Below are 26945 nucleotides of genomic sequence, written 5' to 3' on the forward strand. Positions count from 1 at the left end.
CACACTGTGTGACGAGCGGCCCTGTTCGAGGCGGAGCGGGTGTCAGCCGACGACGCGGACACCGAACTGGAAGCTGCCGATGGTGCTCATCGACTCGTAGCGGACGACCTTGCCCGGGTAGGGGGCGTGCAGGACCATGCCGTTGCCCGCGTAGAGGCCGACGTGTCCGAGGTCGTTGAAGAACACCAGGTCGCCGGGCTTGAGCTGGTCGCGCCCGATCTTCGTGCCGTCGTTCTGCTGCGTGTACGTGGTCCGGGAGATCGAGACACCGGCCTGGGCGTAGGCCCACTGGGTCAGTCCGGAGCAGTCGTAGGAGTTGGGGCCGCTGCCACCGGAGACGTACGGCTTGCCGACCTGGGTGTCGGCGGCGGCGAGGGCGGCGGCGCCGTAGCTGGAGGCGGGCGCCTCGTTGCCGAGTTCGACGCGGTCCCCGGCGTCGCGGCTGGCGCGGGTCTCCTGCTCGTCCAGGGCGGCCTTCTCCTCGGCCGTCAGGGTGTTGAGGAGCTTCTGCGCGGCGGCCAGCTTGCTCTGGACTTCCTTCTTCTTGTCCGCCAGGGTCTCGCGGGTGTCCGCGAGGTCCTCCAGCTTCTCCGTGGCCTCCTGGCGCTGCTGCGCGAGCGTGCGCTGCTTCTCCTGGATCTTCTTGAGCGCCTCGACCTGCTGACCGGTCAGCTGGTCGAGCGTGGCGGCCTTGTCCAGGTAGTCGTCCGGGTCGGCCGAGAGGAAGAGCTGGATCGAGGAGTCGATGCCACCCGAGCGGTACTGGGCGCTGGCCGCCAGGCCTATGCCCTCCCGGAGCTCGTTGAGCTCCTCCTGACCCTTGGCGACGTTGTCCTGGATCGTGGAGATCTCCTTCTCGAGCTTCTCCTGCTTCTCCTCGGCCCCGTTGAGCTTGTCGGTGGCCCGCCCGGCGTCCTCGTACAGCTTGTGGACCTTGGCCTGGACGTCGTCCTTGCTCGGCTTCTCGCCGGGGGTGGCGTTGGCGGCCTGCGAGGTCAGGGCCACGGCAGCGGCGGCAGCGGTGGTGAGCACGGTCACACGCGTACGGCTCGGCTGCTTGGGTCGACGGTGGGACGCCACGGTAGGTGAACTCCTTCATGTGAGCGACCGACCGGCGGGGACTCCGGCGACGATCACCCGTTGAGAGGTTTGAGCCCAGACCCTAGTGACCCAACGGTGATCACTTCAAATCCCCCACAGGAAAAATCCCGCCCCAGGGCGCACAATTTACACTCAACACACATCCAGTAGCGCCCGGTTGACGCTACGTTGCGCAACAGTTCCGTCCAATTCGGTCATAGCGCCCGTACGTTGCCCTTGGGGCCCAGGGGATCGAACGGTCAGGAAAGGCGCTTGAGGAGCACCGCGGAGGCGACCGGCCGGGCCCCCGCCTTGGCGATCCCGTCGGCCACCTCACGGTCGGTGGAGACGACGATGACCGGCCGGCCGGGGGGTTCGGCGCGCACCAGCTGGCGGATCAACTCGTCGGCGGTGACACCCGGCTTGGAGAACAGCACCCGCACTCCGCGCGGCGGCGCGAGCAGCACCGGCGCGGCCAGCTCGGCCCCGTCGAAGACACAGGTCACCTCGGCACCGGTCTGCGCGGCGAGCTGGGAGAGCTGCCCGAGGAGCCGCAGCCGCTGCTTCTCCAGCGGCATCTGCGGATAGCCGGTCTTGGTGACGTTGTAGCCGTCGACGACGAGGTGCGCCTGCGGCAGCGCCAGCAACTGGTCCAGGATCGCCGGGTCGTTCTCCGACAGCGCGCGGGCGGCGATGTCCTTCGGGGTCATCCGGCCCGGCTCGACCGCGTCGACGGTCTCGGCGGGCCGTACGGAGACCGGCGGCAGCGCCAGTTCACGTCTGAGGCCCTGGGCCGCGTCCAGCACGGTGTCCAGCAGCAGCCGTACCCGCATGTCCTCGACGCTGCGGCCCTCGCGGGCGGCCCTCCGGGTGGCCTCCAGGGCGGCCTCCGCCTCGCCGAGCCGCGCCTTGAGCCGCCGGGTCTCGCTCTCGGCGGCCGACACCTGGGCGTGGCCCTCGGCACGCAGGGTCTCCATCTCGGCGTGCAGCTTGCGCAGGGCGGCCTCGCCGCGCTTGACGTCGCTGAGGGCGGCCCGGAGCTTGCGGTGCAGCGAGTCGGCGTCCTTCTTGGCCGATTCCAGCTCCGCGCGCAGCCGTTCCGTCTCGGTCTTCGTGTGGCCGCGGGCCTCGGCGAGCTGCTCGCGCAGCCGCTCCAGCTCGGCGCGGCTCTCCTCGTCGGCGCGCTCGGCGTCGGCCCGCAGGGCCTCCTCACCGGCGGCGGCGACCAGCTTCACCCAGCCCGTGGGGCGCAGCACATAGGCCGCGGCCGCCACGTCCAGCGGATCCGCGGCCGGGGGCGGCGCACCCGTGTCGAGGGCGCCGGCCAGCTCCGGATGGGCCTCCCGGAACCGCTCCCCGATCCGCTGTCTGAAGAGCGTGTCGCTCTCCACGGCGGCCGCCATGGCGTTCCCGGCGAACTTGACCCGGCGGTTCGGGGCGAACCGGGCGTACTGTCTGAGCTGGGCGGGCAGTTCGCCGACGGTCAGTCCGCCGAACCCGTCGGAGACGATCTGCACGACGCGCTTGCGGACGCCCTCGGGCAGCGGACGGTCGAGCACCTCAGCGGCGCCGTCGCCCGGCCCCCCGCCTGAGCTCTCCACCATCCGTCACACCCCATCTCTTCGCGGGGCCGTCCCCGCTCCCGACGTCACCGGAGCAGGGGGACCCCCATCCTCAGGAGCCGGCGCCCGGCCTGTCGACGAGTTCCACCTGGTCCACGGCGTTGCACCAGCGGCAACGGACCGACTCGATGGTCTCACTGACCACGTTGCGCTCCTCGACCTCGGGCTTCCCGGCGAGATCGAGGTGAACGTACTCGACGACCTTCGACGAGCGGGTCACGTCGAACCGCGTGAGGTTGCCACAGAGCGTGCAGCGCCAGCGGGTGGTGTCCGTCGGCAGGGGAACCGTCATCGTGGCTGCTCTTCCTTCTTCCGGTCTTCCGGTCCGTGTAGCACCGGCGTCCCGGTGCGTGTGGCTCGTAACCCTACGGCCTGACCGGTCCTGGACGCCTGTTCGCCTGCGGTGGCGCCGCGGATTGCCCGCGGGGGCGGGGCCGATCGCCGTCGGCGGCGAGGCGGTCTGTGCGGGTGAGTCCCGTTACGTCATGCTCTGCTCATGATCGGCAAGTGGAGCACCTCGGCCGCCCGGGCCGTACGAAACGAGTCGGCGCCGGTGACGTACGGGCTGATCGCCGTGTGCTGTGCGCTCTTCCTGATCGGACCGGCGGCGGGCCTCAACCCCGTGTACGGCACCGGGGACGAGCTGCTCGCCGCGCAGCGGGCGTACTTCCGGCGCTGGGGTGTCGTCCCGGACGAGCTGTTCCACGGCACCGGGCGCGCGGCGCTCACGCCCCTCACGGCGCTCTTCGTCCACGGCAGCTGGCTGCATCTCCTCGGCAACATGCTCTTCCTCTTCGTCTTCGGGGCGATGGCCGAGGAGCGCATGGGCCATGTGGAGTTCGCCCTCTTCTACGTGGGCTGCGGCTATGTCGCGCTGGTGGCGTACGCGGCGGCGCACGCCGGGTCCCCGCAGTCGCTGGTCGGCGCGTCGGGGGCGATCTCCGCGGTCCTCGGCGCGTTTCTGTTCCTGTTCCCCAGGGCGCGGGTGACGAGCCTCCTGCCCTTCCTCTTCTTTCTTCCGCTGCGGTTCCCGGCGTGGGTCACCCTGCCGTTCTGGGTGAGCCTGCAGTGGCTGGCCGCGGGCCGGCAGACCTCGGGGCCGGGGGTCGCCTATCTGGCACACCTGGTGGGGTTCGGACTGGGGTTCGCCTACGCGTGGGGGCGCTACGGGCGTGGGGCTAGAGTGAAAGCGCCCGTGGATGTTCCGTCGGACGTCCCCGCTCCGGCCCCCGAGGGAGAGAAACAGCCGTGATCACCGCGATCGTGCTCATCAAGACCAGCGTGGACCGGATCCCGGAGATCGCGGAGTCGATCGCCGCCCTCGAATCCGTGAGCGAGGTGTTCTCGGTGACCGGTACCTACGACCTGGTGGCCATGGTCCGGGTGAAGGCCCACGACGACCTGGCCGACGTGATCCCCGGGTCCATCAGCAAGATCCCGGGTGTGCTGGGCACCGACACGCACGTGGCGTTCCGGACGTACTCGCAGCACGACCTGGAGGCCGCGTTCGCCATCGGACTGGACGGCTGAGACCCGCGAGCCGCCCCGAGATGAAGAAGTCCTCATCTCACCCTCATCCTCGCCGACGGGTCTCCTCCGCAGGATCGTCCCCATGGTCTTCTCCCGCCGGATCGCGGCTCTCGCCGCCGTCGTGGCGATTCCGCTCGGGATCGCCGCGACCAGTTTCGCCCTGACCGACAGCCCGCAGCCGCCGAAGGTGCCCTCCAAAGTGGAGCTGGAGAGCGGGTCGCCCAGTCCCACGCCGTCACGGCCGGAGGCAACGCCCAGTGACGAGGTCGTGTCGCGGCCCCCGGTGACCGACAGTTCCGCGAGTGACGACGATGACGACGACGCCGCCGAGCAGGACGGCCGGGACGACGCCGACGACGGCCCCGGTGACGAAGGCTGACCGACCGCGCGGGCGGGTCTCGGCCCGCGTCCGGATCCTGCTGTGGCTGCTGCTCGTGATGACCGTGGCGCTCGCCTCGGTGGCGACGACCACGCGGTCGATCCTCCTGCGGGACGTGGACCAGCGGGTCGACGAACTGCTGGTCCAGGAGGCCGGGGAGTTCACCAACCTCCAGGAGGAGGGCGTCGATCCGGAGACCGGACGGCCCTTCACCGAGCCCGCCCGGCTGCTGACCGTCTTCCTGCAACGGCAGAACGCAGACGTCCACGAGGAACTGATCGGACTCGTCGGCCGGCCCGGGCAGTCCCCCCGATGGCTCAGACAGCAACGGGAGGTCGCCGTCGCGCTGCCGTTGTACAAGGACGCCGACGCCCAGCGGAAGATCTTCGACTCTCCCCGTTCATCGGGCACCCTGGAACGGCCCACCGGCGAGATCCGCTGGGCGAAGGTGGAGGTGGCCCGGTACGGGGCCGCGGCGGACGCGGCGTTCGTGGTCGCCTTCCATCCGGCGGGCGAGCAGCGACGCGCGGACGAGGTGTTCCGGGTGCTCCTCGCCATCTCCGGGGTGGCCCTGCTGATGACGACCGGTATCGCCTGGGTGGTCGCGGGCCGGATCCTCAAGCCCGTACGGCTCGTGCGGTCCGCCGCGGCGCAGCTCACCGAGCAGGACCTCACCCGGCGCATCCCGGTGCACGGCAGGGACGACGTGGCCGCCCTCGCCGAGACGTTCAACGGGATGCTCGACCGGCTGGAACGGGCGTTCGCCGCGCAGCGGGAGTTCGTCGACGACGCGGGGCACGAGCTGCGCACCCCCATCACCATCGTGCGCGGCCATCTGGAGCTGATGGGGGACGATCCCGCCGAACGCGAGGAGACGGTCCGGCTGGTCACCGACGAACTGGACCGGATGAGCCGCATCGTCGAGGACCTGCTGCTGCTCGCCAAGGCCGAACGGCCCGACTTCGTCAGTCCCGAACCGGTCCAGCTCGCCGAACTCACCGCCGATGTCTACGTCAAGGCCCGCACTCTGGGCGACCGCGACTGGCAGCTCGCCGAAGTGGCCGACCGGCAGGTCGAGTTGGATCCCCAGCGGATCACGCAGGCGATGGTCCAGCTCGCCCAGAACGCCGTGCAGCACACCACCGCCGGCCAGAGCATCCGCATCGGTTCCCGCGCCGACGGTGCGTCGATCGAGCTGTACGTCGTCGACTCGGGGCCCGGGGTGCAACCGCAGGACACCGAGGTGATCTTCGAGAGGTTCCGGCGCGGTACGGCGAGACGCGGCGCCCGCGGCTCAGGCGCCGGGCTCGGTCTGTCGATCGTCCGCGCGATCGCCGAGGCCCACGGCGGCCGGGTCCGGCTGCACCCGACCGAGGGCGGCGGCGCGACCTTCGTCCTGACTCTGGAGGAGGCACGCGCATGAAACCGACGGACACCGAAGGAGCTCGCCCGTGAACCGCATCCTCATCGTCGAGGACGAGGAACGCATCGCCTCGTTCGTGGAGAAGGGCCTGCGCGCGGGCGGCTTCACCACGACCGTGGTCGGCGACGGCGACGCGGCCTACGACTACGCCCTCACCGGCGGTTTCGACCTGATCGTCCTCGACATCGGTCTCCCCGGCCGCGACGGCTTCACGGTCCTGCGCGAGCTGCGCGAGGCCCGGGTGACCGTCCCGGTGATCGTGCTGACCGCCCGCGACTCCGTACGCGACACCGTGGCCGGCCTGGAGGGCGGCGCCGACGACTGGATGACCAAGCCGTTCCGCTTCGAGGAACTGCTCGCGCGCGTCCGCCTCCGGCTGCGTACGGCCGCACGGGCGCCCGAGGTGACGATGCTGCGCAGCGGCGAACTGACCCTGGACCTGCGGACGCGGCGGGCGAGGGCCGGGGAGCGCCTGGTGGACCTGACGGCGCGGGAGTTCGTCCTGCTGGAACTGTTCCTGCGCCACCCCGGCCAGGTCCTGTCCCGGGAGCAGATCCTGTCCCACGTCTGGGGCTACGACTTCGACCCGGGGTCGAACATCGTGGACGTGTACGTACGGGCGCTGCGGAAGAAGCTCGGAGCCGCACAACTGGAGACGGTGCGGGGCATGGGCTACCGCTTGCCCGCAGCCGCGCCCCTCTAGGGGCACGGGGAACTGCGCGCCCCCCACAGGCCCGCGGCCGAAGACCGACGTGAAGTTCCCTTCATCAACGCCTCATCAAGGACTCACCCCCGGGTCGAACCCTTGAAGACGTGACCCTGACCCTCCGTCTCGCCGCCTCCCTCTGCGTGGCCCTCTCCCTCTGCGCCCTGCTCGCGGTACCCGGCAATTTCGTCGGCCTCGGCGGAGACGCCCGCCTCACCCTCGCGGTGTTCGCGCTGGCGACCTGCGCGTGGATCGGCACCCCGATCGACGACACCTACATCGCCCTCGGCGCCGGCCTCGCCCTCACCGTCACGGGAGTGATCAGCGACGACACCCTCTTCCGTACCCTCGGCGACGACACCGTATGGCTGCTGATCTGCGCGTTCGTCCTGGCGGCGGCGGTGACCCGGACGGGGCTCGCGGGCCGGGCCGCGGCCTTTCTCGTCAGCGGCGCGCGCACCGTACGGCAGCTGACACACCTGACGACGGCGGCGCTCGTGGTGACCGCCTTCGCCGTGCCCGCCACCTCGGGCCGCGCCGCGCTCGCGCTGCCCGTGTTCCTGGCCCTGGCGAAGGCGCTGGCCGACCGGCGACGACTGGTCGTGATGCTCGCGCTGCTGTTCCCCACCGTGATCCTGCTGTCGGCGGTGGCGACCCTGATCGGCGCGGGCGCGCATCTGATCACCGTGTCGGTGCTGTGGGAGGCGACCGGCGACCGGATCGGCTTCACCCAGTGGTTGCTGCTGGGGCTGCCGCTGGCCATCGTGTCGTCCCATCTGGCGGCCGAGGCCGTCCTGTTGACGACGACCCGCCGCGCGGACCGCCGGGGCCTCGTGCGCGTCACCGTCGAGGAGATCCAGCTCCACAGCGAGCGACCGGTGTCCGGCCCCTGGTCGGCCGCGGAGTCGCGGTGCGCCCTGCTGCTGGCCACGGTCGTGGTCCTGTGGTGCAGCGAGCCGCTGCACCGGGTGCCGCCGGCCGTGGTCGCGCTGATCGGGGCGGTCGTCGCCTGCTCGCCGGCGCTGGGCACCGTGCGGCTGAAGGACGCGCTGAGGACCGTGCCCTGGTCGATGCTGCTGTTCATGGCCGCGACGATGGCGATGGGCGTCGCGCTCAGCGACTCGGGGGCGGCGAAGTGGCTGGTCTCCGGGCTGCCCGCGGGGCTCACACCGCCGCTCTTCCTGGCCGTGGTCGTGGCGGTGAGCACGGCCGCGCATCTGGTGCTGCAGTCGCGGTCGGCACGGTCGTCGGTGCTGGTCCCGCTGGTGGTCGCGGCGGCCGTGGGTGCCGGGGTCAATCCGGTCGCCGCCGCGCTAGCCTCCACCGCCGCGGCGGGCTTCTGCCACACCCTCCCCGCCTCGGCGAAGCCGGTCGCGCTCTTCGCCGACCTCCCCGGCACTCCCACCTACACCCCCCGCGACCTGCTGCGGCTCTCCGCCGTCCTGGCCCCGCTGACCGCCGCCCTGATCGTGCTCTTCGCCCTGGCGGTCTGGCCGCTGATGGGCGTCCCGCTCGTCCCGTAACCCTTCGTCAGGAGCCCTGAGAACATGCTGAACCGAGTCGCCGTGGCCCCCAGTGGCTTCAAGGAGTCCCTGTCGGCCGAGGCCGCCGCCGAGGCCATCGCGGAAGGCGTCCGCCGGGCGGTCCCCGACGCCGAGGTGGACCTCATCCCCCTGGTGGACGGGGGCGAGGGCACGGCGGCCGCGCTGGCCGCCTCCACCGGGGGCCGCCTGGTCCCCCGGTTCGCCACCGGCCCGGTCGGCGAACCGCTCGAGACCCACTTCGCCCTCCTCGGCTCCCCAGCCTCCGAAATGACGGACACGGCCGTGGTGGAGATGGCCGCCGTCGCGGGACTCTCCCTCGTCCCCGCCGCCCTGCGCGACCCCGGCGCGACGACCACGTACGGCGTCGGCGAGCTGATCCGTGCCGCGCTCGACACCGGAGTGGGGCGGATCCTGATCGGCTGCGGCGACTCCGGTACGTCGGACGGCGGGGCCGGTGCCCTCCAGGCGCTGGGAGCGCGCCTCCTGGACGCCGCCGGTCGTGAACTACCTGTGGGAGGGCGGGAGTTGACCCGACTGGACCGGATCGACCCGTCCGGTCTCGACCCCCGTCTGAAGGACGTGGAGCTGCTGGTGGCCTGCAACCCGTTCAACGTGCTGTGCGGCGAGAGGGGCGTGGCCCGGGTCTTCGGCCCGCAGAAGGGGGCGACACCGGAGCAGGTCGAGGAGCTCTCCACGGCCCTGGAGAACTGGGCGTACGTCCTCACCCGCGACCTGCCCGACGTGCCCGCCGGCACCGATCTCCGGTACGGCCCCGGCACCGGCGCCTCCGGCGGACTCGGGGCCGGACTGGCCGCCCTGGGCGCCCGGTTGCTCCCCCGCTTCGAGGTGTTGCTGGACCACCTGGACCTCGACGCCCGGCTCGCCCGCGCCGACCTGGTCATCACCGCCGAGGGCGCCCTCGACCACCAGACACCGCGCGGCAAGGTCCCCGCCGAGGTCGCCAGGCGCGCCAAGCTGCACGGCCGCCCGGTCCTCGCCCTCGCGGGCACGCTCGGCGAGGGCGCGCACGAGGTACCCGGCGTGGACGCGTACACCGGCATCCTGCCCGCCCCGATGGCCCTGGCGGAGGCCATGCTCCGCGCGAGCGAGCTCCTCACCGACGCCACGGAACGGGCCCTGCGGATGATCGTCCTGGGCGCACGGGTGACGGCAGGCAGCCGGCCTGCCGAGCGTCAGACGGCCGAGCGTCAGACGGCCGGAACGCAACGCCCGTCCTCCGTACGGTAGTTCCACTGCGCGCCGTCCCGTACGAGCTCCTTCACCGCGCTCACGAACCGCTCCACGTGCTCGTCGGGGGTGCCCGCGCCGAAGCTCACCCGGATCGCGTTCAGGGAGCGCTCGCCGGGCGCGGCCTCGGGGGCGCCGCACTCGCCCTGGGTCTGCGGGTCGCTGCCGAGGAGGGTGCGCACGAGGGGGTGGGCGCAGAAGAGTCCGTCGCGTACGCCGATGCCGTACTCGGCGGACAGGGCGGCGGCGAAGTGGGAGCTGTTCCAGCCCTCGACGACGAAGGAGATGACGCCGACGCGCGGGGCGTCGTCCCCGAAGAGCGAGAGGATCCGCACCTCGGGCACCTCGGCGAGCCCGGCGCGCACGGTGTCGATCAGGTGCCGCTCACGGGCGACCAGGGTGTCGAACCCGGCCTCGGTGAGCGCCTTGCAGGCGGCGGCGATGGAGTAGGCGCCGATGACGTTGGGCGAACCGGCCTCGTGCCGGGCGGCGGTCTCGTGCCACTCGACGTCCACACCGCCGTCGGTGCGCCGGGTCACCTTGCGGCTGGCGCCGCCGCCCGCGAGGTACGGGTCCGCCGCGCGCAGCCAGTCGGCGCGGCCGGCGAGGACGCCCGAACCGAACGGCGCGTACAGCTTGTGGCCGGAGAAGGCGACCCAGTCCACGTCCAACTCCTGTACGGAGAGGGGGTGGTGGGGGGCCAGCTGGGCGGCGTCGAGGACGATCCGCGCGCCGTGGGCGTGCGCGGCGGCGGCCAGCTCCCGCACCGGCCAGATCTCGCCGGTGACGTTGGAGGCGCCGGTGACGCAGACCAGCGCAGGCCCGTGCGGGTCGCGTTCGGCGAGGGCGGCCTCCAGGGTGGCGACGGCCTCCCGCGGCGTGCGGGGCGCGTCCAGGTAGGTGACCCGCGCGTGCCGCCACGGCAGCAGCGAGGCGTGGTGCTCGGTCTCGAAGACGAAGACCTGGCAGTCGGCGGGGAGCGCCTGGGCCAGCAGGTTCAGCGAGTCCGTCGTCGAACGGGTGAAGATCAGCTGGTCGTCGGCACGGCAGTCGAGGAACTCCGCGACGGTCCTGCGGGCGTTCTCGAAGAGGTCGGTCGACAGCTGGGAGAGGTAGCCGGCGCCGCGGTGGACGCTGCCGTAGTAGGGCGCGTACGCCGCCACGTCGTCCCAGACGCGCTGCAGGGCCGGGGCGCTGGCCGCGTAGTCGAGCGCGGCGTAGCTGACCTCTCCGCCGGTGACGAGCGGGACGGTGACATCCCGGCCCAGAACGGGCAGCGGGGCGCAAACGGACTGGTCGGCGGCAAGGGTGGAGACAGACATGGGGTGCTCCCGTGAGGAGGCATGCCGAAGGAAGGCATGCGGAGGAGGAGAAAGAAGAGAAAGGGGTGCGCGGAGGCGGGGCTCGGCGGCCCTATCGCATTCGCTTGCTCACGGAAGACTCCCTCGAAACCGCGCTTGCCGTAGACCTCGCTGCCTACGACCCGGTCTTCACCCGGGGCACCCCGCCACGGAAGGAGGGTTGCCGGACAGCCAGCCGGGGCTATGGGCTGTCACTCATGACCTGAACCAGAACGTACGTGAAGTGATCGCCGCGCCGCAACTCGAGTCCGGATTCCGGAATGGGGCGCCTGCTAGCTCGGGGGCGGGACGGTTCGTTGGCGACCGCGGGCCCGGTGGGGCTTCTCGCGCACATCCCCGCGCCCTAGAAGACCAGGCCCTTCGGGCCTGAAAAGCGGCGGGGCCGCGAGTTGAAAGGCATGGGGCGCAGCCCATGCTTTTCAGGGGCGCGGGGAACTGCGCGCGACCAGCCCCCACGCACCCGCAGTCGGAGAACTACCGGTTCAGTCGGAGAACTACCGGTTCGTCGCCGCGACCCACCGCTCGAGGACCCGCCGCGCCGACCCGGAGTCGATCGACTCCGCCGCCTTCTCCATCCCGCCCCGCAACTGCTCCGCCAGCGGCCCGGACGTCGGCTCCAACGCCACCAGCGCCGCCGCCGAGTTCAGCAGCACCGCATCCCGCACGGGTCCCGTCTCCCCGGCCAGCAGCCGCCGCGCGACATCCGCGTTGTACGAGGCGTCGGCCCCGCGCAACGCCTCCACCGGCACCAGCTCCAACCCCACGTCACGCGGGTCGAAGCCCTCCTCGGTCACCTTGCCGTCCCGTACGACCCACACCCGCGACGTCGCCGTGGTCGTCAGCTCGTCCAGCCCGTCGTCCCCGCGGAAGACCAGCGAGGAGTTGCCGCGCTCGGCGAAGACACCGGCCATGATCGGCGCCATCCGGGGGTCGGCCACACCGACCGCCTGGGCCCGCACCTTCGCCGGGTTGGCCAGCGGCCCGAGCGCGTTGAAGACGGTTCTGATGCCCAACTGCCCACGCGCTGCGGCCACATGACGCAGCGCCGGATGGAACTTCACCGCGAAGCAGAAGGTGATCCCGGCCTCCTCGGCGACCTCGGCCACCCGCTGCGGCGTCAGCTCCAGATTGACGCCCAGCTTCTCCAGCACGTCGGACGCCCCGGACGCCGACGACGCGGCCCGGTTGCCGTGCTTGACGACCTTCGCGCCCGTACCGGCGACGACGATCGACGACATGGTGGAGATGTTGACCGTCTTGGCGCCGTCCCCGCCCGTACCGACGATGTCGACGGTCCTCCCCGACACCTCGATCACCTTGGCGTGCTCGTACAGCGCCTCGACGAGACCGGTGATCTCCTCGACGGTCTCCCCCTTGGCCCGCAGCGCGACCACGAACCCGGCGATCTGCGCGTCCGTCGCCTCACCGCGCATGATCTGGTCCATCGCCCAGAAGGTGGCACCGGCGTCCTGGTCGTGCCCGGACAGCAGCGCGTTCAGCACGGCGGGCCAGGAACGGCCCGCCGCGGTGTCGCCTCCAGCGGGGGTCACAGCGCTCATAGCCGCTCCTGGGTGTCGTAGCCGCGAGCAGGGGATGCCACGCGGACCGCGAAATCACTGATACGCCCACCCTATCCAGGTCGGGGCACGGCGAAGGGCCCCCGTCCGAAGATCGGACGGGGGCCCTTCGACCGTGTGTGGCGAAGCGAAGCGATCAGTGGTGGCCGTGGCCGCTCGTGATCTCCTTGTACTCCTCGACGGTCGGCTTGGCGATCTGGCTGTCCGGGCCGTAGTAGCCCTTGTTCAGCTTGACGCGGACCTTCTCCAGGCGCGAGACCTTGCGGGCGACACCGTTCTCGTCGACCGCGGGGCCGAGCTCGGCCGGCTTGTACTGCTCGTGCGCCGTGAGCGTGTGCAGCTGCTCCTGGCTGAGCGGCTCGTGGACCTCGATGAACTCACCGTGCGGCAGGCGCTTGATGATGCCGGTCTCGCGACCGTGCAGGATCTTGTCCTTGTCGCGGCGCTGCAGGCCGAGGCAGATGCGCTTGGTGACGACGAACGCGAGGACCGGGGCCACGAAGAACGCGATCCGGACGAACCAGGTGATCGAGTTGATCGACAGGTGGAAGTGGGTCGCCCAGAGGTCGTTTCCACCACCGATCAGCAGGACCATGTACCAGGTGATCCACGCGACGCCGAAGGCCGTACGGGTCGGCGCGTTGCGCGGGCGGTCCAGGATGTGGTGCTCGCGCTTGTCGCCGGTGACCCAGGACTCGATGAACGGGTAGACCGCGATCGCGACCAGGACCAACGGGAAGATCACCAGCGGGATGAACACGCCCAGGACGAGCGTGTGACCCCAGAAGTTGATCTCCCAGCCCGGCATGACACGGATCAGACCCTCGGAGAAGCCCATGTACCAGTCGGGCTGGGCGCCGGTGGAGACCTGGTCCGGCCGGTAGGGGCCCATGGTCCAGATCGGGTTGATCGTGGCGATCGCCGAGATGATCGCGATGACGCCGAAGACCAGGAAGAAGAAGCCGCCGGCCTTCGCCATGTACACGGGGAGCAGCGGCATGCCGACGACGTTGTTGTTCGTCTTGCCGGGACCCGCGTACTGGGTGTGCTTGTGGTAGAAGACCAGGATCAGGTGCGCCACCACGAGGCCGAGCATGATGCCCGGCAGCAGCAGGATGTGGACGGAGTAGAAGCGGGCCACGAAGTCGCCGCCCGGGAACTCCCCGCCGAAGAGGAAGAACGACAGGTACGTGCCGACGATCGGCACGGACAGGACCGCGCCCTCCATGAAGCGGACACCGGTGCCGGAGAGCAGGTCGTCCGGGAGCGAGTAACCGGTGAAGCCGGTGAACATGCCGAGGACGAACAGCAGGAAGCCGAACAGCCAGTTGACCTCACGGGGCTTGCGGAACGCACCCGTGAAGAACACGCGCATCATGTGCACGAACATGCCGGCGAGGAAGATCAACGCGGCCCAGTGGTGGATCTGCCGGATCAGCAGACCACCGCGCACCTCGAAGGAGATGTGCATGGTCGAGTTGAACGCCTCGGACATCAGCTGACCCTGCAGCGGGATGTAGCTGCCGTGGTACTCCACCTCGTTCATCGACGGGTGGAAGAAGAGAGTCAGGTACACACCCGTGAGGATGATGATGATGAAGCTGTACAGGCAGATCTCGCCCAGCATGAACGACCAGTGGTCGGGGAAGATCTTGCGCATGTTGGCCTTGGCCAGGGAGTAGACCCCGAGCCGGCCGTCGGCCCAGTCGGCGACGCGCTCGCCGGCCGGTGCCTTGGCACGCTTGTCGCGTGCGTCGGTGGTGGGCGTAGTACTCATCCGCGCTCCCAGAAGGCAGGACCGACGGGCTCTTCGAAGTCGCCGACCGCTTCGAGGTAGCCCTCTTCGCCGACGGTGATCCTCAGCTGCGGAAGGGCGTGACCCGCGGGGCCGAAGATGACCCGCCCGCCGTCGGCGAGGTCGAAGGTGGACTGGTGGCAGGGGCAGAGCACGTGGTGCGTCTGCTGCTCGTACAGCGAGATCGGGCATCCCACGTGGGTGCAGATCTTCGAGAACGCCACGATGCCCTCGTGGGACCACTCCAGCTCGCGCTTGTCCTTGATGTCGTTCGGCTGGATCCGAACGATCATCAGGGCGTCCTTGGCGATGTTCTTCTGGAAGTCGTGGTCGTGCTCGTCCAGGCCGTCCGGCATGGCGAAGGTCAGCGACCCGACCGCGACGTCCGAGGGACGCAGCGGCTCGTTGGTGTTCATGTTGACGAGCTTCTTGCCCTTGGCCCAGGTGGTGTGCCGCAGCTTGGTGCCGGGCGCGGGGCCGAGGCCGCCGAGCAGGAAGACACCGGAGAGCGGGAACAGGGCCAGCGCGCCGAACATCGTGTTGCGGATCAGCTTGCGGCGGCCGAGCGCGGACTCCTGGGCACCCTGCTTGAAGTCGGCCAGGACCTTGGCCTTGACCTCGGGCGAGGCCTCGATCGGGTGACGCTCGTCGGCGACCTCGACGTCCGACATCAGCGTGCGGGCCCAGTGGACCGCGCCGGCGCCGATACAGAACAGCGACAGACCCAGGGTCATGCCCAGCGCGAAGTTCAGCGCGCTGATGTGACCGATCGGCCAGACGTAGATCGACTTGTCGACGTCGATCACCAGGTACGAGGCGATGAAGGCGACGGTGGCCAGCATCGACACCGTGAACAGCAGGGCGACCGTGCGCTCGGACCGCTTGGCGGCCCGCTCGTCGATGTCCTGGACCCGGTGCTCGTGGGGCGGCAGGCCGGGGTCCGCGAAGGGGTTCTCCTCGTCCGCGACCGTCACCGCGCCGTGCGCGTCCTGCTCGATGGGCAGGTTCTCTTCTGGAATCTCTTGGCTACTCATGACTTCTTGGCCTTTGCGGTCCGAGCGGCGACCCAGACGGCGACGGCGATCAGCGCGCCGAGCCCGAACACCCAGCCGAAGAGGCCTTCGCTGACCGGGCCGAGCCCGCCGAGGCTGAGGCCACCGGGCTCCACGGTGTCGTCGCTGTTGACCGCGTCGAGGTACGCGATGATGTCCTTCTTGTTCTCCTCCGACAGCGTGGTGTCGGGGAAGGACGGCATGTTCTGCGGGCCCGTCTGCATGGCCTCGTAGATGTGCTTCGGGTCGACACCCTCAAGGGACGGCGCGTACTTGCCCTCGGACAGCGCACCACCCTTGCCGGTGAAGTTGTGGCACTGAGCGCAGTTGGTCCGGAAGAGTTCGCCGCCCTCGGCGATGTCCGCGCCCTCGGGGTCGTACTCGTTCTCGGTCGGGATCTCCGGGCCGGCGCCCAGGGAGGAGATGTACGCCGCGAGCTGGTCGATCTCGGCCTGCGAGTAGACGACCGGCTTCTTCGGGACCTGCGCGCCCGGCTGCTGGGCCGGCATACGGCCGGTGCCGACCTGGAAGTCGACGGCCGCCGCGCCCACACCCACGAGGCTGGGACCGTCGGAGGTGCCCTGACCGCCGGTGCCGTGGCAACTCGCGCAGCCGACGGCGTAGAGCTTCTTGCCCTCCTCGATGGTGAGGGTCTGCGCGGTTTCTTCGGCCACCGCCTTGTCCGCGGGTGCGAAGGCGGTGTACAGCCCCGCGCAGGCCGCCAGCGCGATGGTTAGGACGACGAGCGCCGCCAGCGGATGGCGTCGTCGTGCGGAGAGCTTTTTCACGGATTACCCCGGTGTCAGGATCTTCTGCGTCGGTGCTTCTGGAAGGGTCGTTCTCGGTGCGAGGCCGGCGCGTCGGTCGCCCGGCCCGGCCGCCGATCTACTTGATCATGTAGATCGTGGCGAAGAGGCCGATCCAGACGACATCGACGAAGTGCCAGTAGTAGGACACGACGATGGCCGCGGTCGCCTGCTCGTGGGTGAACCTCTTGGCCGCGTAGGTGCGTCCGAGGACCAGCAGGAAGGCGATGAGACCGCCCGTCACGTGCAGGCCGTGGAAGCCGGTGGTCAGGTAGAAGACCGAGCCGTACGGGTCGGACGAGAGCGACAGGCCCTCGTGCTTGACCAGCTCGGTGTACTCGAAGACCTGACCGCCGATGAAGATCGCACCCATCACGAACGTGACGATGAACCACATCCGGAGCTTCTTCACGTCCCCGCGCTCGGCGGCGAACACGCCGAGCTGGCAGGTGAGGGAGGAGAGCACCAGGATCGTGGTGTTCGTCGCCGAGAACGGGAAGTTCAGGGTGTCGGCCTTCTCCGACCAGAACTCCGGACCGGTCACCGATCGCAGGGTGAAGTACATCGCGAAGAGGGCCGCGAAGAACATCAGCTCGGAACTCAACCAGATGATGGTTCCGACGCTGGTGAGGTTCGGCCGGTTGACCGACGGGTGCGCGTGCCCGGTTTCTACTGTCGTTGCTGTCGCCACGACCGACATTATGTCGGTCGCTTATCCCGCCCTCACTCCGGGGGGTGCCGTTCGGAGTGTTGCTCCCTTCCGTACCGGTGCTGACGTGGGGTTCGAGGGAGTAGCATCCGCGCATCGGGCCCTGTCCTTAAGACGCTGACGTCACGGAGGAACAATGCAGCCGACCGCCACGGTGCTGGTCTACAGCGACGACTCCAACACCCGGGAGCAGGTGCGGCTCGCGACCGGGCGCCGCCCCGCTCCTGACGTGCCGGCCGTGGAGTTCATCGAGTGCGCGACCCCCGCCGCCGTCATCAAGGAACTGGACAGGGGCGGGATCGACGTCTGTGTCCTCGACGGCGAGGCCGTGCCCATGGGCGGCATGGGGGTGTGCCGGCAGATCAAGGACGAGATCTTCGAGTGCCCGCCCGCGCTGGTGCTCATCGGGCGGCCGCAGGACGCGTGGCTCGCCACGTGGAGCCGGGCGGACGCGGCGGTGACCCTGCCGGTGGAGCCGGTGGAGTTCGCGGCGGCGCTGGCCGCCCTGCTCCGCAGCCGGCAGGCGCTGAGCGCTCAAGGTCTCGTCTAGACCGACTCGGGCCTCAGGCGAGCCTGTACCTGGGGTCCGGGTACTTCCTTCGTGCCGCCCACCAGGGCGCTGCCCTCGCGCCAGTTCTTCCAGTCGAGGTTCCAGTCGCCGTAGCCGTTGCCGAAGGGGGCCATGGTGTCACCGGCGGAGTTGACGACCTCGACGATGTCGCCCTCGTTGATGGTGTCGTAGAACCACTGGGCGTTGTCCATGCTCATGCCGGTGCAGCCGTGGCTGACGTTGGCGTACCCCTGGGAGCCGGTGGACCAGGGGGCGGCGTGGACGTACTCGCCGCTGTTGGTGACCCTGACGGAGTGGTGCACGGTCAGGTCGTAGAAGTCGGACGCGCCTATGCTGGCGCTGGTCATGCGGACGGTGCCTTCCTTGGCCAGTACCACCTTGACGCCGTTGCGGGTGTCGTACCCCGGCATGCCGGTGGTGACCGGTATCCGCTTGACGACCTCGTCGTTCTTGTAGACGGTCATCTGGTGTGCGGCGGCGTCCGTGACGGCGACTATCTTGGCGCCGGTGGTCAGCTGGATCGGCTCGGCCTTCCCGCCCCAGAGCCGGTCGCCTATCTTGAGGCCCTCCAGGTTGCTGTGCACCCGGATGGTGGCCTCGGCGGGCCAGTACTCCTTGGGCCGGTAGTGCAGCTTCTTGTCGTCCACCCAGTGCCAGGCGCCCTCCGCGGCGGGCGTGGAGTCCACCTTGAGCGCCCGTTCGACGACGGACCGGGCGGCCTTGTCCTTGACCGGCCGGCTGAGCTCGGCGGTGACGGGCTGGCCGACGCCGTACCGGCCCTCCTTCGGTCCGAAGGTGACGTTCAGACGCTTCTTGGTGAGCGGGCGGCCGGTGTCGAAGGCGACGGTCTCGCGGCCGGGGGCGCCGTCCTCGTCCTCGGTGCTCACGTGGACCGTGTAACGGGCGTGGGCGGCGAGCGGTGACGTGGAGTGCCACCGGGCCCCGTCCTCGGAGAGTTCGCCCGCCACATAGCGTCCGGCGGCGTCCACGGCGGTGACGTCGGTGATGCGCCCGTCGCCCTTGGCGGTGACTTCCAGGGGCTTGTCCGGGTCGGCCTTCTCGCCGTCGCGGGTGGGGGCGTTGAAGGAGACGTGGTCGGTCGCGTCGTAGGGCGTGCCCGAGAGGGGGTGGCCACCGGAACCGCAGGCGGTGACGCCCGCTCCCAGGGCGACCACCAGCAGGGTGCAGCCGACGACTATGCGGTTACGGCGCGGGCGCGCCGGTGTCGAGAGGCTGAGCGCGCGGAGGCCCGAAGGGTCGAGCACGGTCGGGCTCTCGACACCGGCTGTGGCGCCCTTGCAAAGTTCTGAAGTGCTCATGGGTTCAACGTAGAAACGCCCGTCGGGCGCGGCGCGCCGGGTGACCCATGTGGGCTACGTACGCCGTGGCGAAAGGGGGAAGCCCGGACCTCCTGGCGGAGTGTCCGGGCTTCCGTGCGCGCGGTGCGTGCTACAGGCGCGTGCTACTGGTTCTGGTTCTCGCCGCGGTAGTACTCGAAGACCCAGCCCCACAGGCCGATCAGGATGATCGGGGTGGAGAAGTACAGCAGCCACCAGCCGAAGACGACGCCCATGAAGGCGAGCGCGCCGCCCACGCCCAGGGCGAGGGGCTGCCAGCTGTGCGGGCTGAAGAAGCCCAGCTCACCGGCGTCGTCCGCGACGTCGGCCTCCTTGTCGTCCTGCGCGCCCACGTCGACCCGCCGGGCCGTGAAGGCCAGGTAGTAGCCGACCATGATGCACAGGCCGAAGGCCAGGAAGAGCGCCGTGGTGCCGGCCGGCTCCTTCGACCACACGCCATAGACGATCGCCATGGCGAGGACGAAGACGCTCAGCCAGATGAACATCTTGCCTTGGACCTTCACTTGCCGGCCTCCTTGCCGCTGGTCGCGAGCTCGTTGGCCGCCGGACCGCCGTGCGCGAGCTGTTCGAGCGCGGCGATCTCCGGGTGGTGCAGGTCGAACGCCGGGGATTCACTGCGGATCCGCGGCAGGGTGAGGAAGTTGTGCCGCGGCGGCGGGCAGGAGGTCGCCCACTCCAGGGAGCGGCCGTAGCCCCACGGGTCGTCCACGCCGACGGGCTTGCCGTACTTGGCGGTCTTCCACACGTTGTAGAGGAACGGCAGGATCGACAGACCGAGCACGAACGAGGCGATCGTGGAGACCGTGTTGAGCGCGGTGAAGCCGTCGGCCGCGAGGTAGTCCGCGTACCGGCGCGGCATGCCCTCGGCACCCAGCCAGTGCTGGACGAGGAACGTGCCGTGGAAGCCGATGAACAGCGTCCAGAAGGTGATCTTGCCGAGGCGCTCGTCGAGCATCTTGCCCGTCATCTTCGGCCACCAGAAGTGGAAGCCGGAGAACATCGCGAACACCACGGTGCCGAAGACGACGTAGTGGAAGTGCGCCACCACGAAGTACGAGTCGGAGACGTGGAAGTCCATCGGGGGCGAGGCCAGGATGACACCGGTCAGACCACCGAAGGTGAAGGTGATCAGGAAGCCGGTCGCCCAGAGCATCGGGGTCTCGAAGGACAGCGAGCCCTTCCACATCGTGCCGATCCAGTTGAAGAACTTCACGCCGGTCGGTACGGCGATGAGGAACGTCATGAAGGAGAAGAACGGCAGCAGCACACCACCGGTGACGTACATGTGGTGCGCCCACACCGTCACCGAGAGGCCGGCGATCGCGATGGTCGCGCCGATCAGGCCCATGTAGCCGAACATCGGCTTGCGGGAGAAGACCGGGATGACCTCGGAGATGATGCCGAAGAACGGCAGGGCGATGATGTACACCTCTGGATGGCCGAAGAACCAGAAGAGGTGTTGCCAGAGCAGCGCGCCGCCGTTGGCCGGGTCGAAGATGTGGGCCCCGAACTTGCGGTCCGCCTCCAGGGCGAACAGCGCGGCCGCGAGGACCGGGAAGGCGAGCAGGACCAGGACACCGGTCAGCAGCACGTTCCAGGTGAAGATCGGCATGCGGAACATCGTCATGCCGGGCGCGCGCATGCAGATGATCGTGGTGATGAAGTTGACCGAGCCGAGGATCGTGCCGAAGCCGGAGAAGGCCAGACCCATGATCCACATGTCGGCGCCGATACCCGGGCTGCGGACCGCGTCCGACAGCGGGCTGTAGGCGAACCAGCCGAAGTCGGCCGCGCCCTGCGGGGTGAGGAAGCCACCGACCGCGATGAGCGAGCCGAAGAGGTACAGCCAGTACGCGAACATGTTCAGCCGCGGGAACGCCACGTCGGGCGCGCCGATCTGCAGCGGCATGATCCAGTTGGCGAATCCGGCGAACAGCGGCGTCGCGAACATCAGCAGCATGATCGTGCCGTGCATCGTGAACGCCTGGTTGAACTGCTCGTTCGACATGATCTGCGTGCCCGGGCGGGCGAGCTCGGCGCGCATGAAGAGCGCCATGACGCCGCCGATGCAGAAGAACGCGAACGACGTGACCAGGTACAGGGTGCCGATGGTCTTGTGGTCGGTGGTGGTCAGCCACTTGACCACCACGTTGCCGGGCTGCTTGCGCCGGACGGGCAGCTCGTCCTCGTACGAGCCCTCGTCTGCGGCGGTGCCCTGGGGTTCGTTGACGATGCTCACAGCTGGTTCACCTCCCGGTCCTTCTCGTGCTGCGTCTGCTCGATGCCCGCCGGGACATAACCGGTCTGGCCCTTCTCGGCCAGCTCCTTCAGGTGCTGCTCGTACCGCTCCTGGGAGACGACCTTCACGTTGAAGAGCATCCGGGAGTGGTCGACGCCGCACAGCTCGGCGCACTTGCCGAGGAAGGTGCCCTCCTGATTGGGCGTCACCTGGAACACGTTGGTGTGGCCCGGGATGACGTCCTGCTTCATCAGGAACGGCACGACCCAGAAGGAGTGGATGACGTCACGCGAGGTCAGCACGAAGCGGACCGTCTTGCCCTCGGGCAGCCACAGGGTGGGGCCGGGGTTGCCGGTCTGCGGGTTCTCGTCGCCGGGGATACCGCAGGTGTAGACGCCGCCCGCGTTGTCCGGGAACTGGTTCTTCCACTTGGTGGGAACCGCGTCCAGGTTCTTGTCGGTCTTCGCGTCACCGGTGACGCCGTCGACGTTCTCGATGTAGTTGAAGCACCAGCTCCACTGGAAGCCGACGACATTGACGGTGACGTCGGGCTTCTTCGACGTGTCGAGGAGCTTCGACTCGTCGCGGGCGGTGAAGTAGAAGAGCACCGAGACGATGATCAGCGGGACGACCGTGTACAGCGCCTCGATGGGCATGTTGTACCGGGTCTGTGGGGGAACTTCGACCTTGGTGCGGCTGCGCCGGTGGAAGAAAGCACTCCACAGGATCAGGCCCCACACCAGCACGCCCGTGGCGAGCGCGGCCGCCCACGACCCCTGCCACAGGGAGAGGATCCGCGGAGCCTCTTCCGTGGTCGGGGTGGGCATACCCAGGCGGGGGAAGTCCTCCCATGTGCAACCGGTTGCGGTTGCCAGGACCAGGCCTGCGGTCATTGCCTGCAGCAGCTTCCGCCGCATCGGGCGCCGCGGCGAGCGGTCGGAGCCGTTGGGACTCACGTAGCGCCTTCCCGAGAGTCTCGCCCGCGCGGTATGGCTGCGGCCTTCTCGCTGGTCGGTCGCCGCCCTGCGACGGGCAGGGGTTTGGATGTTTATGCGGACCAAACCCTACTGGACGCGTTTTGGGGTCGCGCGGGGAGGGGGGCCCAACTCGCCGGGGGTCACTTGTAGCGGCTAGCCGGGGTGGGCGGGTGCGCCTAATAGCTCGGGAGTTCGGGCGATTTGGCGGGTGCGCGCGCGTTGTGGCCGTTCGCGCACTTCCCCGCACCCCTTTGTTCCGGCCCGAGGCTCTAGCGTTGGGGTGTGGCCTACTTCGACTCTGCTTCCTCCGCTCCTCTTCATCCCGTCGCGCGGCAGGCGCTGACGGCCTCGTTGGACGAGGGGTGGGCCGACCCCGCGCGGTTGTACCGGGAGGGGCGGCGGGCCCGGCTGTTGCTCGACGCGGCCCGGGAGGCCGCGGCCGAGGCGGTCGGATGCCGGGCGGACGAACTGGTCTTCACCTCGTCGGGGACCCGGGCGGTGCACTCGGGGATCGCGGGGGTGCTGGCCGGGCGGCGGCGGGTGGGCCGCCACCTGATCGTGTCGTCCGTCGAACACTCTTCGGTGCTGCATGCGGCGGAGGCGCACGAGGCCGACGGCGGGACGGTCACCCGGGTGGCGGTGGCCCGCACGGGGGCGGTCGCCGCGTCCTCCTACGCCGAGGCCCTGCGCCCCGACACGGCACTCGCGTGTCTGCAGTCGGCCAACCACGAGGTGGGGACCGAGCAGCCGGTGGCCGAGGTGGCGGAGGTCTGCCGGGCGGCGGGCGTGCCGCTGCTGGTGGACGCGGCGCAGTCGCTCGGATGGGGGCGGGTGAACGGGGACTGGTCGGTGTTGACCGGCAGTGCCCACAAATGGGGCGGACCCTCCGGAGTCGGGCTGCTCGTCGTCCGCAAGGGGGTGCGGTTCGTGGCGCAAGGGCCCGCCGACGAGCGGGAGTCGGGGCGGGCGGCGGGCTTCGAGAACATCCCGGCGATCGTGGCGGCCGCCGCGTCGCTGCGGGCCGTACGGGCCGAGGCCGACGAGGAGGCCGTGCGGCTGCGGGAGTTGACGCAGCGGATCCGGGCGCGGGTGCCGTCACTGGTGCCGGACGTGGAGGTGGTGGGCGACCCGGAGCGCCGGCTGCCGGGGATCGTCACCTTCTCCTGTCTCTATGTCGACGGGGAGACATTGCTGCACGAGCTGGACCGCGAGGGCTTCTCCGTCTCCTCCGGGTCCTCCTGCACGAGCAGCACACTGACGCCGAGCCACGTGCTGCGCGCCATGGGGGTGCTGAGCGAGGGGAACGTCCGGGTGTCCCTGCCGGCCGGGGCGGCGGCCGAGGACGTCGAGCGGTTCCTGTCCGTGCTGCCGGGGACGGTCGCGACGGTGCGGGAGAAGCTGGGGGCGCCGGTGACCGGCACCGTCACGGCCGTCCAGGAGGACGCCCTCGTCGTGGACGCCCTCGGCAAGCGGTGCCCGATCCCCGTCATCGAGCTGGCCAGGGTGATCGGGGACGTCCCCGTCGGCGGCACCGTCCGCGTCCTGTCGGACGACGAGGCGGCCCGCCTGGACATCCCGGCGTGGTGCGAGATGCGGGGCCAGGAGTACGTGGGCGAGGAGCCGGTGGAGCGGGGGTCGGCGTACGTGGTGCGACGGGTGAGCTGACGGGCGCCCCGCGCCCCCGAGGATGAGGCCGCAGGCCTCTCCTCTGGGGCGCGGGGAAAAGGCTCGGCTCAGTTCAGGTGCTTCTTCACTTCCGCCGCCGCCTCGTCCCCGTAGGCCTTCTCGAAGCGGTCCATGAAGTGCGCCCGGCGCAACGCGTACTCCTGCGTGCCCACCGTCTCGATGACCAGCGTGGCGAGCATGCAGCCCACCTGCGCCGCCCGCTCCAGCGAGACACCCCAGGCCAGGCCGGAGAGGAACCCCGCGCGGAACGCGTCCCCGACACCCGTGGGCTCGGCCTTGCGCTCCTCCTCGGGGCAGCCGACCTCGATGGGGTCCTCGCCGTCGCGCTCGACGCGGACACCGCGCGAGCCGAGCGTGGTCACCCGGTGGCCCACCTTCGCCAGGATCTCCGCGTCCGACCAGCCGGTCTTCGACTCGATGAGGCCCTTCTCGTACTCGTTGGAGAAGAGGTACGTGGCGCCGTCCAGCAGTATCCGGATCTCGTCGCCGTCCATGCGGGCGATCTGCTGGGAGAAGTCCGCGGCGAACGGGATGTTCCGGGAGCGGCACTCCTCGGTGTGGCGGAGCATCGCCTCCGGGTCGTCCGCGCCGATCAGGACGAGGTCGAGGCCGCCGACCCGGTCGGCGACGGTCTTGAGCTCGATGAGGCGGGCCTCGCTCATCGCGCCGGTGTAGAAGGAGCCGATCTGGTTGTGGTCGGCGTCCGTGGTGCACACGAAGCGGGCCGTGTGCAGCGTCTCGGAGATGCGCACGGAGGCCGTGTCCACCCCGTGCCGGTCGAGCCACGCGCGGTACTCGTCGAAGTCGGCGCCCGCCGCGCCGACCAGGATCGGCCGCGTGCCGAGCTGTCCCATGCCGAACGCGATGTTCGCGCCGACACCGCCTCGACGTACGTCGAGCTGGTCGACGAGGAAGGAGAGGGAGACCGTGTGCAGCTGGTCCGCGACGAGTTGGTCGGCGAAGCGGCCCGGGAAGGTCATCAGATGGTCGGTGGCGATGGAGCCGGAGACTGCGATACGCACGGCGAGGACACACTCCTGCGAAGGGAGAGGGGATTGACAGTTCACGCTACCGGGTCGTCCAGCCCGCCTGAAGCAGGCAAAACTACCTGATAGTAGGTCTTTCTTCGTGAGGTTCCCGGTGCGTACGGTGCCGTTATGACGAACCCCAAGATCCACGGCACCGTTCCGCTCGACCTGGACGGCGACCTCGCGGCGCTGCGTGGCGACTGCGCCCGGATGGCTCCGCACTGGGCGGCCCCTACGAAGGTCATTACGGCTCCGGTGTCTCCTTCGCTCATTCACGGGGTGACGGTGCCGGTGACGTCCGCGCGGCTGGTGGACGCGATGCCGGTGTACGGCGACTGAGGGAACCATCGGCTCCTCCGCCGCGTCCCATCGCTGTCCCCCGTATAGGGGAGGCGGTGTACGACCTGCCGAAGGAGCGATGCGGTGAACCCCGAGCGACCCGACAACCCCGAGAACCCGGACGAGGGCCCCGAGCCCGACGCCCCGGAGGTACTCAGGGCTGCGGGCACGCCCGGGAAGACCGCGAAGCCGGAGGGGACCGAGGGGGCTGAGGAGACCGGGCAGGCCGAGGAGACCGGGCAGGCCGGGCAGGCCCAGCAGGCGTCGGCTTCCGCCTCGGATGCCAGTCCGGCTTCGGATGCCAGTCCGGCTTCGGATGCCAGTCCGGCTTCGGATGCCAGTCCGGCCTCCGCTTCCGATCCGGCTTCGGCTTCGGCTTCGGCTTCGAATCCCGGTGCCGCACGGAGTGACCCCGGCACCCGCCCTCGGCCCCCGCGTTCGCGGCTGGTCGTCGCCTCCGTCGCGGCCGCCGTGTTGGTGGTCGGCGGTGGTGGGGCGCTCCTCGCCTCGTCCTCCTCCGGTGGGTCCGGCGGTGCCGGCGGACGCTCCGGCTCGCCCGGCGGTGACGGCTCTCCCCCGCCCCTCGCACTCGACGGATACACCGGCGACGGCTCGAACGGCATCGCGCCCGGTGAACCCGATCCCCACGGGGTGACCTATCGCGCGGACGGCGACCTGCCCAAGGGGCCCGACTCCGCCGCCGTCCATGTGGTCAAGGGCGAGGTGACCGCCGCGGAGGTCGCGCGGCTGGCGAAGGCCCTCGGGGTGGAGGGCAAGCCGACCACCGAGGGCGAGGCCTGGCAGGTGGGGGCGGCCGGGGACGGTTCGGGACCGGTGTTGCGGGTGAACAAGCAGGCGCCGGGCACCTGGACCTTCAACCGGTACACGCCGGGCACCGACGACTGCCGGAAGGCCGACGTCTGCACCTCGGGCACCGCCGAGAGCGGAGACCCGGTGAGCGAGGCGGTCGCCAGAAAGGCGGCGGCACCCGTGCTCAAGGCCGTCGGCCAGGACGACGCCAAGCTCGACGCCGGTCAGCTGACGGGTGCCGTACGGGTGGTCAACGCCGATCCCGAGGTGGATGGGCTCCCCACGTACGGCTGGTCGACCGGTGTCCAGGTCGGCGCCGACGGTCAGGTGGTCGGCGGCAGCGGCAACCTGAAGTCGCCGGTGAAGAGCGACACGTATCCCGTCGTGGACGCGGAACGGGCGCTGGAGCTGTTGAACGGCTCGGGCCAGAGCGTCGGCACCGAGCGCGGCGGCATCGGCGGCTGCACCGGCCCCGTACCGCTGGAGGGCGAGAACGGGACGGCCGGGGAGAAGGGGACGGTCGTCGCGGACGAGACGCCGTGCGAGCGGATGAGCGCGCTGCCGAAACCGGAGCCGGTCACCGTCGAGAACGCGGTGTTCGGGCTCGCGTCGCATCCGGTGGACGGTCGCCCGGCGCTGGTGCCGTCGTGGATGTTCGAGGTGCGGCCGGCGGGCGCCGGGGACAGCTACACCGTGACGCACCCGGCGGTCGACCCGAAGCATCTGGCCTCCCCGGAGCCTCGCTCGGAGCCGACCGAGCGCCCCGGCGAGCCGGGTGACACCCCACCGACCGGCTCGGACTCGCACGATGTGCAGGTGCAGGGCTACACGGCCGACGGGAACGAGCTGACCGTGTCCTTCTGGGGCGGCGTCTGCAGCGACTACTCGGCCTCGGTGAGCGAGGAGTCCGGCGAGGTGAGGGTCACCGTGACCGAGACCCCGCGGGAGGGCAAGGTCTGCATCATGATCGCCAAGGTGGTGGAGCGGACGGTGCCGCTGGAGAAGCCGCTGGGCGACCGGAAGGTGGTCGGGTCGGACGGCAGTGCCATTCCTGAGGGCGGGATGGCGGAATCGCAGCCCCGGTAGGCAGCCCCGGTGGCCCCGT

General features: G+C 70.2%; 25 protein-coding genes and 1 riboswitch. Of the genes, 11 read left to right on the forward strand and 14 right to left on the reverse strand.

Annotated features, from left to right (window positions below; translation table 11 throughout):
- Window positions 1-42: 42 nt before the first annotated feature.
- The 3 genes from GWK25_RS31145 to GWK25_RS31155 form a co-directional block, all read right to left on the reverse strand.
- The gene (locus GWK25_RS31145; protein ID WP_215454730.1) at window positions 43-1080 is read right to left on the reverse strand and encodes a C40 family peptidase; all 1038 of its coding nucleotides are present in this window, start codon (window positions 1078-1080) and stop codon (window positions 43-45) included.
- 260 nt (window positions 1081-1340) lie between these two features.
- Window positions 1341-2684 (reverse strand): NYN domain-containing protein, encoded by a 1344-nt coding sequence (locus GWK25_RS31150; RefSeq protein WP_215454732.1) that lies wholly within the window; start codon window positions 2682-2684, stop codon window positions 1341-1343.
- Between the two features lie 70 nt (window positions 2685-2754).
- The gene (locus tag GWK25_RS31155) at window positions 2755-2994 is read right to left on the reverse strand and encodes a hypothetical protein (RefSeq protein WP_033528168.1); all 240 of its coding nucleotides are present in this window, start codon (window positions 2992-2994) and stop codon (window positions 2755-2757) included.
- Between the two features lie 204 nt (window positions 2995-3198).
- Between GWK25_RS31155 and GWK25_RS31160 the strand changes: the two genes are divergently transcribed.
- The 7 genes from GWK25_RS31160 (at window position 3199) to GWK25_RS31190 (ending at window position 9532) form a co-directional block, all read left to right on the forward strand.
- A complete protein-coding gene (locus tag GWK25_RS31160) occupies window positions 3199-3954 on the forward strand; it encodes a rhomboid family intramembrane serine protease (protein ID WP_215454734.1) in 756 nt (251 codons plus the stop codon).
- The gene (locus tag GWK25_RS31165; protein ID WP_033528170.1) at window positions 3951-4232 is read left to right on the forward strand and encodes an Lrp/AsnC family transcriptional regulator; all 282 of its coding nucleotides are present in this window, start codon (window positions 3951-3953) and stop codon (window positions 4230-4232) included. Before GWK25_RS31160 ends, GWK25_RS31165 begins: the two co-directional genes overlap by 4 nt.
- Before the next feature lie 82 nt (window positions 4233-4314).
- Entirely contained in the window at window positions 4315-4611 is a 297-nt protein-coding gene (locus GWK25_RS31170; protein WP_215454736.1) for a small secreted hydrophilic protein, read from the forward strand.
- Entirely contained in the window at window positions 4544-6034 is a 1491-nt protein-coding gene (locus tag GWK25_RS31175; RefSeq protein WP_215457731.1) for a HAMP domain-containing sensor histidine kinase, read from the forward strand. Before GWK25_RS31170 ends, GWK25_RS31175 begins: the two co-directional genes overlap by 68 nt.
- Window positions 6035-6062: 28 nt before the next feature.
- Window positions 6063-6737 (forward strand): response regulator transcription factor, encoded by a 675-nt coding sequence (locus GWK25_RS31180; RefSeq protein ID WP_215454738.1) that lies wholly within the window; start codon window positions 6063-6065, stop codon window positions 6735-6737.
- Between the two features lie 110 nt (window positions 6738-6847).
- Window positions 6848-8263, forward strand: coding sequence for an SLC13 family permease (locus tag GWK25_RS31185; RefSeq protein ID WP_215454740.1), 1416 nt, complete (start codon window positions 6848-6850; stop codon window positions 8261-8263).
- Between the two features lie 24 nt (window positions 8264-8287).
- Window positions 8288-9532 (forward strand): glycerate kinase, encoded by a 1245-nt coding sequence (locus GWK25_RS31190; RefSeq protein ID WP_215454742.1) that lies wholly within the window; start codon window positions 8288-8290, stop codon window positions 9530-9532.
- Here the strand turns inward: GWK25_RS31190 and GWK25_RS31195 are convergent.
- The 6 genes from GWK25_RS31195 to GWK25_RS31220 form a co-directional block, all read right to left on the reverse strand.
- On the reverse strand, window positions 9493-10854 hold the full coding sequence (locus tag GWK25_RS31195; protein ID WP_215454744.1) for an aminotransferase class V-fold PLP-dependent enzyme: 1362 nt from the start codon (window positions 10852-10854) through the stop codon (window positions 9493-9495). The genes GWK25_RS31190 and GWK25_RS31195 overlap by 40 nt on opposite strands.
- A gap of 126 nt (window positions 10855-10980) precedes the next feature.
- A riboswitch (SAM riboswitch) is annotated at window positions 10981-11096 on the reverse strand.
- 291 nt (window positions 11097-11387) lie between these two features.
- Entirely contained in the window at window positions 11388-12452 is a 1065-nt protein-coding gene (gene trpD, locus GWK25_RS31200) for an anthranilate phosphoribosyltransferase (RefSeq protein ID WP_215454745.1), read from the reverse strand.
- Between the two features lie 154 nt (window positions 12453-12606).
- Entirely contained in the window at window positions 12607-14247 is a 1641-nt protein-coding gene (locus GWK25_RS31205) for a cytochrome bc complex cytochrome b subunit (RefSeq protein ID WP_215454746.1), read from the reverse strand.
- Window positions 14244-15299 carry a ubiquinol-cytochrome c reductase iron-sulfur subunit gene (locus GWK25_RS31210; RefSeq protein ID WP_215454748.1) on the reverse strand — a complete coding sequence of 352 codons (1056 nt, stop codon included), beginning with the start codon at window positions 15297-15299 and terminating at the stop codon, window positions 14244-14246. The genes GWK25_RS31205 and GWK25_RS31210 overlap by 4 nt, the downstream gene beginning before the upstream one ends.
- A complete protein-coding gene (locus GWK25_RS31215) occupies window positions 15296-16105 on the reverse strand; it encodes a c-type cytochrome (protein ID WP_033528178.1) in 810 nt (269 codons plus the stop codon). The genes GWK25_RS31210 and GWK25_RS31215 overlap by 4 nt, the downstream gene beginning before the upstream one ends.
- A gap of 97 nt (window positions 16106-16202) precedes the next feature.
- Window positions 16203-16823 carry a heme-copper oxidase subunit III gene (locus GWK25_RS31220; protein ID WP_033528179.1) on the reverse strand — a complete coding sequence of 207 codons (621 nt, stop codon included), beginning with the start codon at window positions 16821-16823 and terminating at the stop codon, window positions 16203-16205.
- A 145-nt stretch (window positions 16824-16968) separates the two neighbouring features.
- On the opposite strand from GWK25_RS31220, the gene GWK25_RS31225 reads away from it, so the two are divergent.
- Complete coding sequence (locus GWK25_RS31225) at window positions 16969-17382, forward strand: hypothetical protein (protein WP_215454750.1); 414 nt, start codon at window positions 16969-16971, stop codon at window positions 17380-17382.
- Here GWK25_RS31225 and GWK25_RS31230 read toward each other — a convergent pair.
- From GWK25_RS31230 to coxB, 4 genes are all read right to left on the reverse strand, one after another.
- Window positions 17379-18722 carry an Ig-like domain-containing protein gene (locus GWK25_RS31230; RefSeq protein ID WP_251829112.1) on the reverse strand — a complete coding sequence of 448 codons (1344 nt, stop codon included), beginning with the start codon at window positions 18720-18722 and terminating at the stop codon, window positions 17379-17381. The genes GWK25_RS31225 and GWK25_RS31230 overlap by 4 nt on opposite strands.
- A 143-nt stretch (window positions 18723-18865) precedes the next feature.
- Window positions 18866-19264: a cytochrome c oxidase subunit 4 gene (locus GWK25_RS31235; protein WP_033528182.1), complete on the reverse strand. Its 399-nt coding sequence runs from the start codon at window positions 19262-19264 to the stop codon at window positions 18866-18868.
- Window positions 19261-21000, reverse strand: coding sequence for a cytochrome c oxidase subunit I (ctaD, locus tag GWK25_RS31240; RefSeq protein ID WP_215454753.1), 1740 nt, complete (start codon window positions 20998-21000; stop codon window positions 19261-19263). The genes GWK25_RS31235 and ctaD overlap by 4 nt, the downstream gene beginning before the upstream one ends.
- Entirely contained in the window at window positions 20997-21956 is a 960-nt protein-coding gene (gene coxB / locus GWK25_RS31245) for a cytochrome c oxidase subunit II (RefSeq protein WP_215454755.1), read from the reverse strand. The genes ctaD and coxB overlap by 4 nt, the downstream gene beginning before the upstream one ends.
- Window positions 21957-22259: 303 nt before the next feature.
- Between coxB and GWK25_RS31250 the strand changes: the two genes are divergently transcribed.
- On the forward strand, window positions 22260-23642 hold the full coding sequence (locus tag GWK25_RS31250; protein WP_215454757.1) for a cysteine desulfurase/sulfurtransferase TusA family protein: 1383 nt from the start codon (window positions 22260-22262) through the stop codon (window positions 23640-23642).
- A 68-nt stretch (window positions 23643-23710) separates the two neighbouring features.
- On the opposite strand, the gene GWK25_RS31255 is transcribed toward GWK25_RS31250, so the two are convergent.
- Window positions 23711-24685, reverse strand: a complete 975-nt coding sequence (locus tag GWK25_RS31255; protein ID WP_215454759.1) for a carbohydrate kinase family protein — start codon at window positions 24683-24685, stop codon at window positions 23711-23713.
- Between the two features lie 135 nt (window positions 24686-24820).
- Here GWK25_RS31255 and GWK25_RS31260 point away from each other — a divergent pair, with 135 nt between their 5' ends.
- Window positions 24821-25030 carry a hypothetical protein gene (locus GWK25_RS31260; protein ID WP_215454761.1) on the forward strand — a complete coding sequence of 70 codons (210 nt, stop codon included), beginning with the start codon at window positions 24821-24823 and terminating at the stop codon, window positions 25028-25030.
- 84 nt (window positions 25031-25114) lie between these two features.
- On the forward strand, window positions 25115-26926 hold the full coding sequence (locus GWK25_RS31265) for a hypothetical protein (RefSeq protein ID WP_215454763.1): 1812 nt from the start codon (window positions 25115-25117) through the stop codon (window positions 26924-26926).
- Window positions 26927-26945: the final 19 nt, after the last annotated feature.

The organism is Streptomyces sp. ATCC 21386 (assembly GCF_018728545.1).
Lineage (GTDB): Bacteria > Actinomycetota > Actinomycetes > Streptomycetales > Streptomycetaceae > Streptomyces.

Excerpts from the sequence above, each read along its gene's own strand:
- GWK25_RS31150 (WP_215454732.1), bottom strand. The coding sequence starts at position 2,684 with ATGGTGGAGAGCTCAGGCGGGGGGCCGGGCGACGGCGCCGCTGAGGTG.
- GWK25_RS31155 (WP_033528168.1), bottom strand. The coding sequence starts at position 2,994 with ATGACGGTTCCCCTGCCGACGGACACCACCCGCTGGCGCTGCACGCTC.
- GWK25_RS31160 (WP_215454734.1), top strand. The coding sequence starts at position 3,199 with ATGATCGGCAAGTGGAGCACCTCGGCCGCCCGGGCCGTACGAAACGAG.
- GWK25_RS31170 (WP_215454736.1), top strand. The coding sequence starts at position 4,315 with ATGGTCTTCTCCCGCCGGATCGCGGCTCTCGCCGCCGTCGTGGCGATT.
- GWK25_RS31175 (WP_215457731.1), top strand. The coding sequence starts at position 4,544 with ATGACGACGACGCCGCCGAGCAGGACGGCCGGGACGACGCCGACGACG.
- GWK25_RS31190 (WP_215454742.1), top strand. The coding sequence starts at position 8,288 with ATGCTGAACCGAGTCGCCGTGGCCCCCAGTGGCTTCAAGGAGTCCCTG.
- GWK25_RS31195 (WP_215454744.1), bottom strand. The coding sequence starts at position 10,854 with ATGTCTGTCTCCACCCTTGCCGCCGACCAGTCCGTTTGCGCCCCGCTG.
- trpD (WP_215454745.1), bottom strand. The coding sequence starts at position 12,452 with ATGAGCGCTGTGACCCCCGCTGGAGGCGACACCGCGGCGGGCCGTTCC.
- GWK25_RS31205 (WP_215454746.1), bottom strand. The coding sequence starts at position 14,247 with ATGAGTACTACGCCCACCACCGACGCACGCGACAAGCGTGCCAAGGCA.
- GWK25_RS31210 (WP_215454748.1), bottom strand. The coding sequence starts at position 15,299 with ATGAGTAGCCAAGAGATTCCAGAAGAGAACCTGCCCATCGAGCAGGAC.
- GWK25_RS31220 (WP_033528179.1), bottom strand. The coding sequence starts at position 16,823 with ATGTCGGTCGTGGCGACAGCAACGACAGTAGAAACCGGGCACGCGCAC.
- GWK25_RS31225 (WP_215454750.1), top strand. The coding sequence starts at position 16,969 with ATGCAGCCGACCGCCACGGTGCTGGTCTACAGCGACGACTCCAACACC.
- GWK25_RS31230 (WP_251829112.1), bottom strand. The coding sequence starts at position 18,722 with ATGAGCACTTCAGAACTTTGCAAGGGCGCCACAGCCGGTGTCGAGAGC.
- GWK25_RS31260 (WP_215454761.1), top strand. The coding sequence starts at position 24,821 with ATGACGAACCCCAAGATCCACGGCACCGTTCCGCTCGACCTGGACGGC.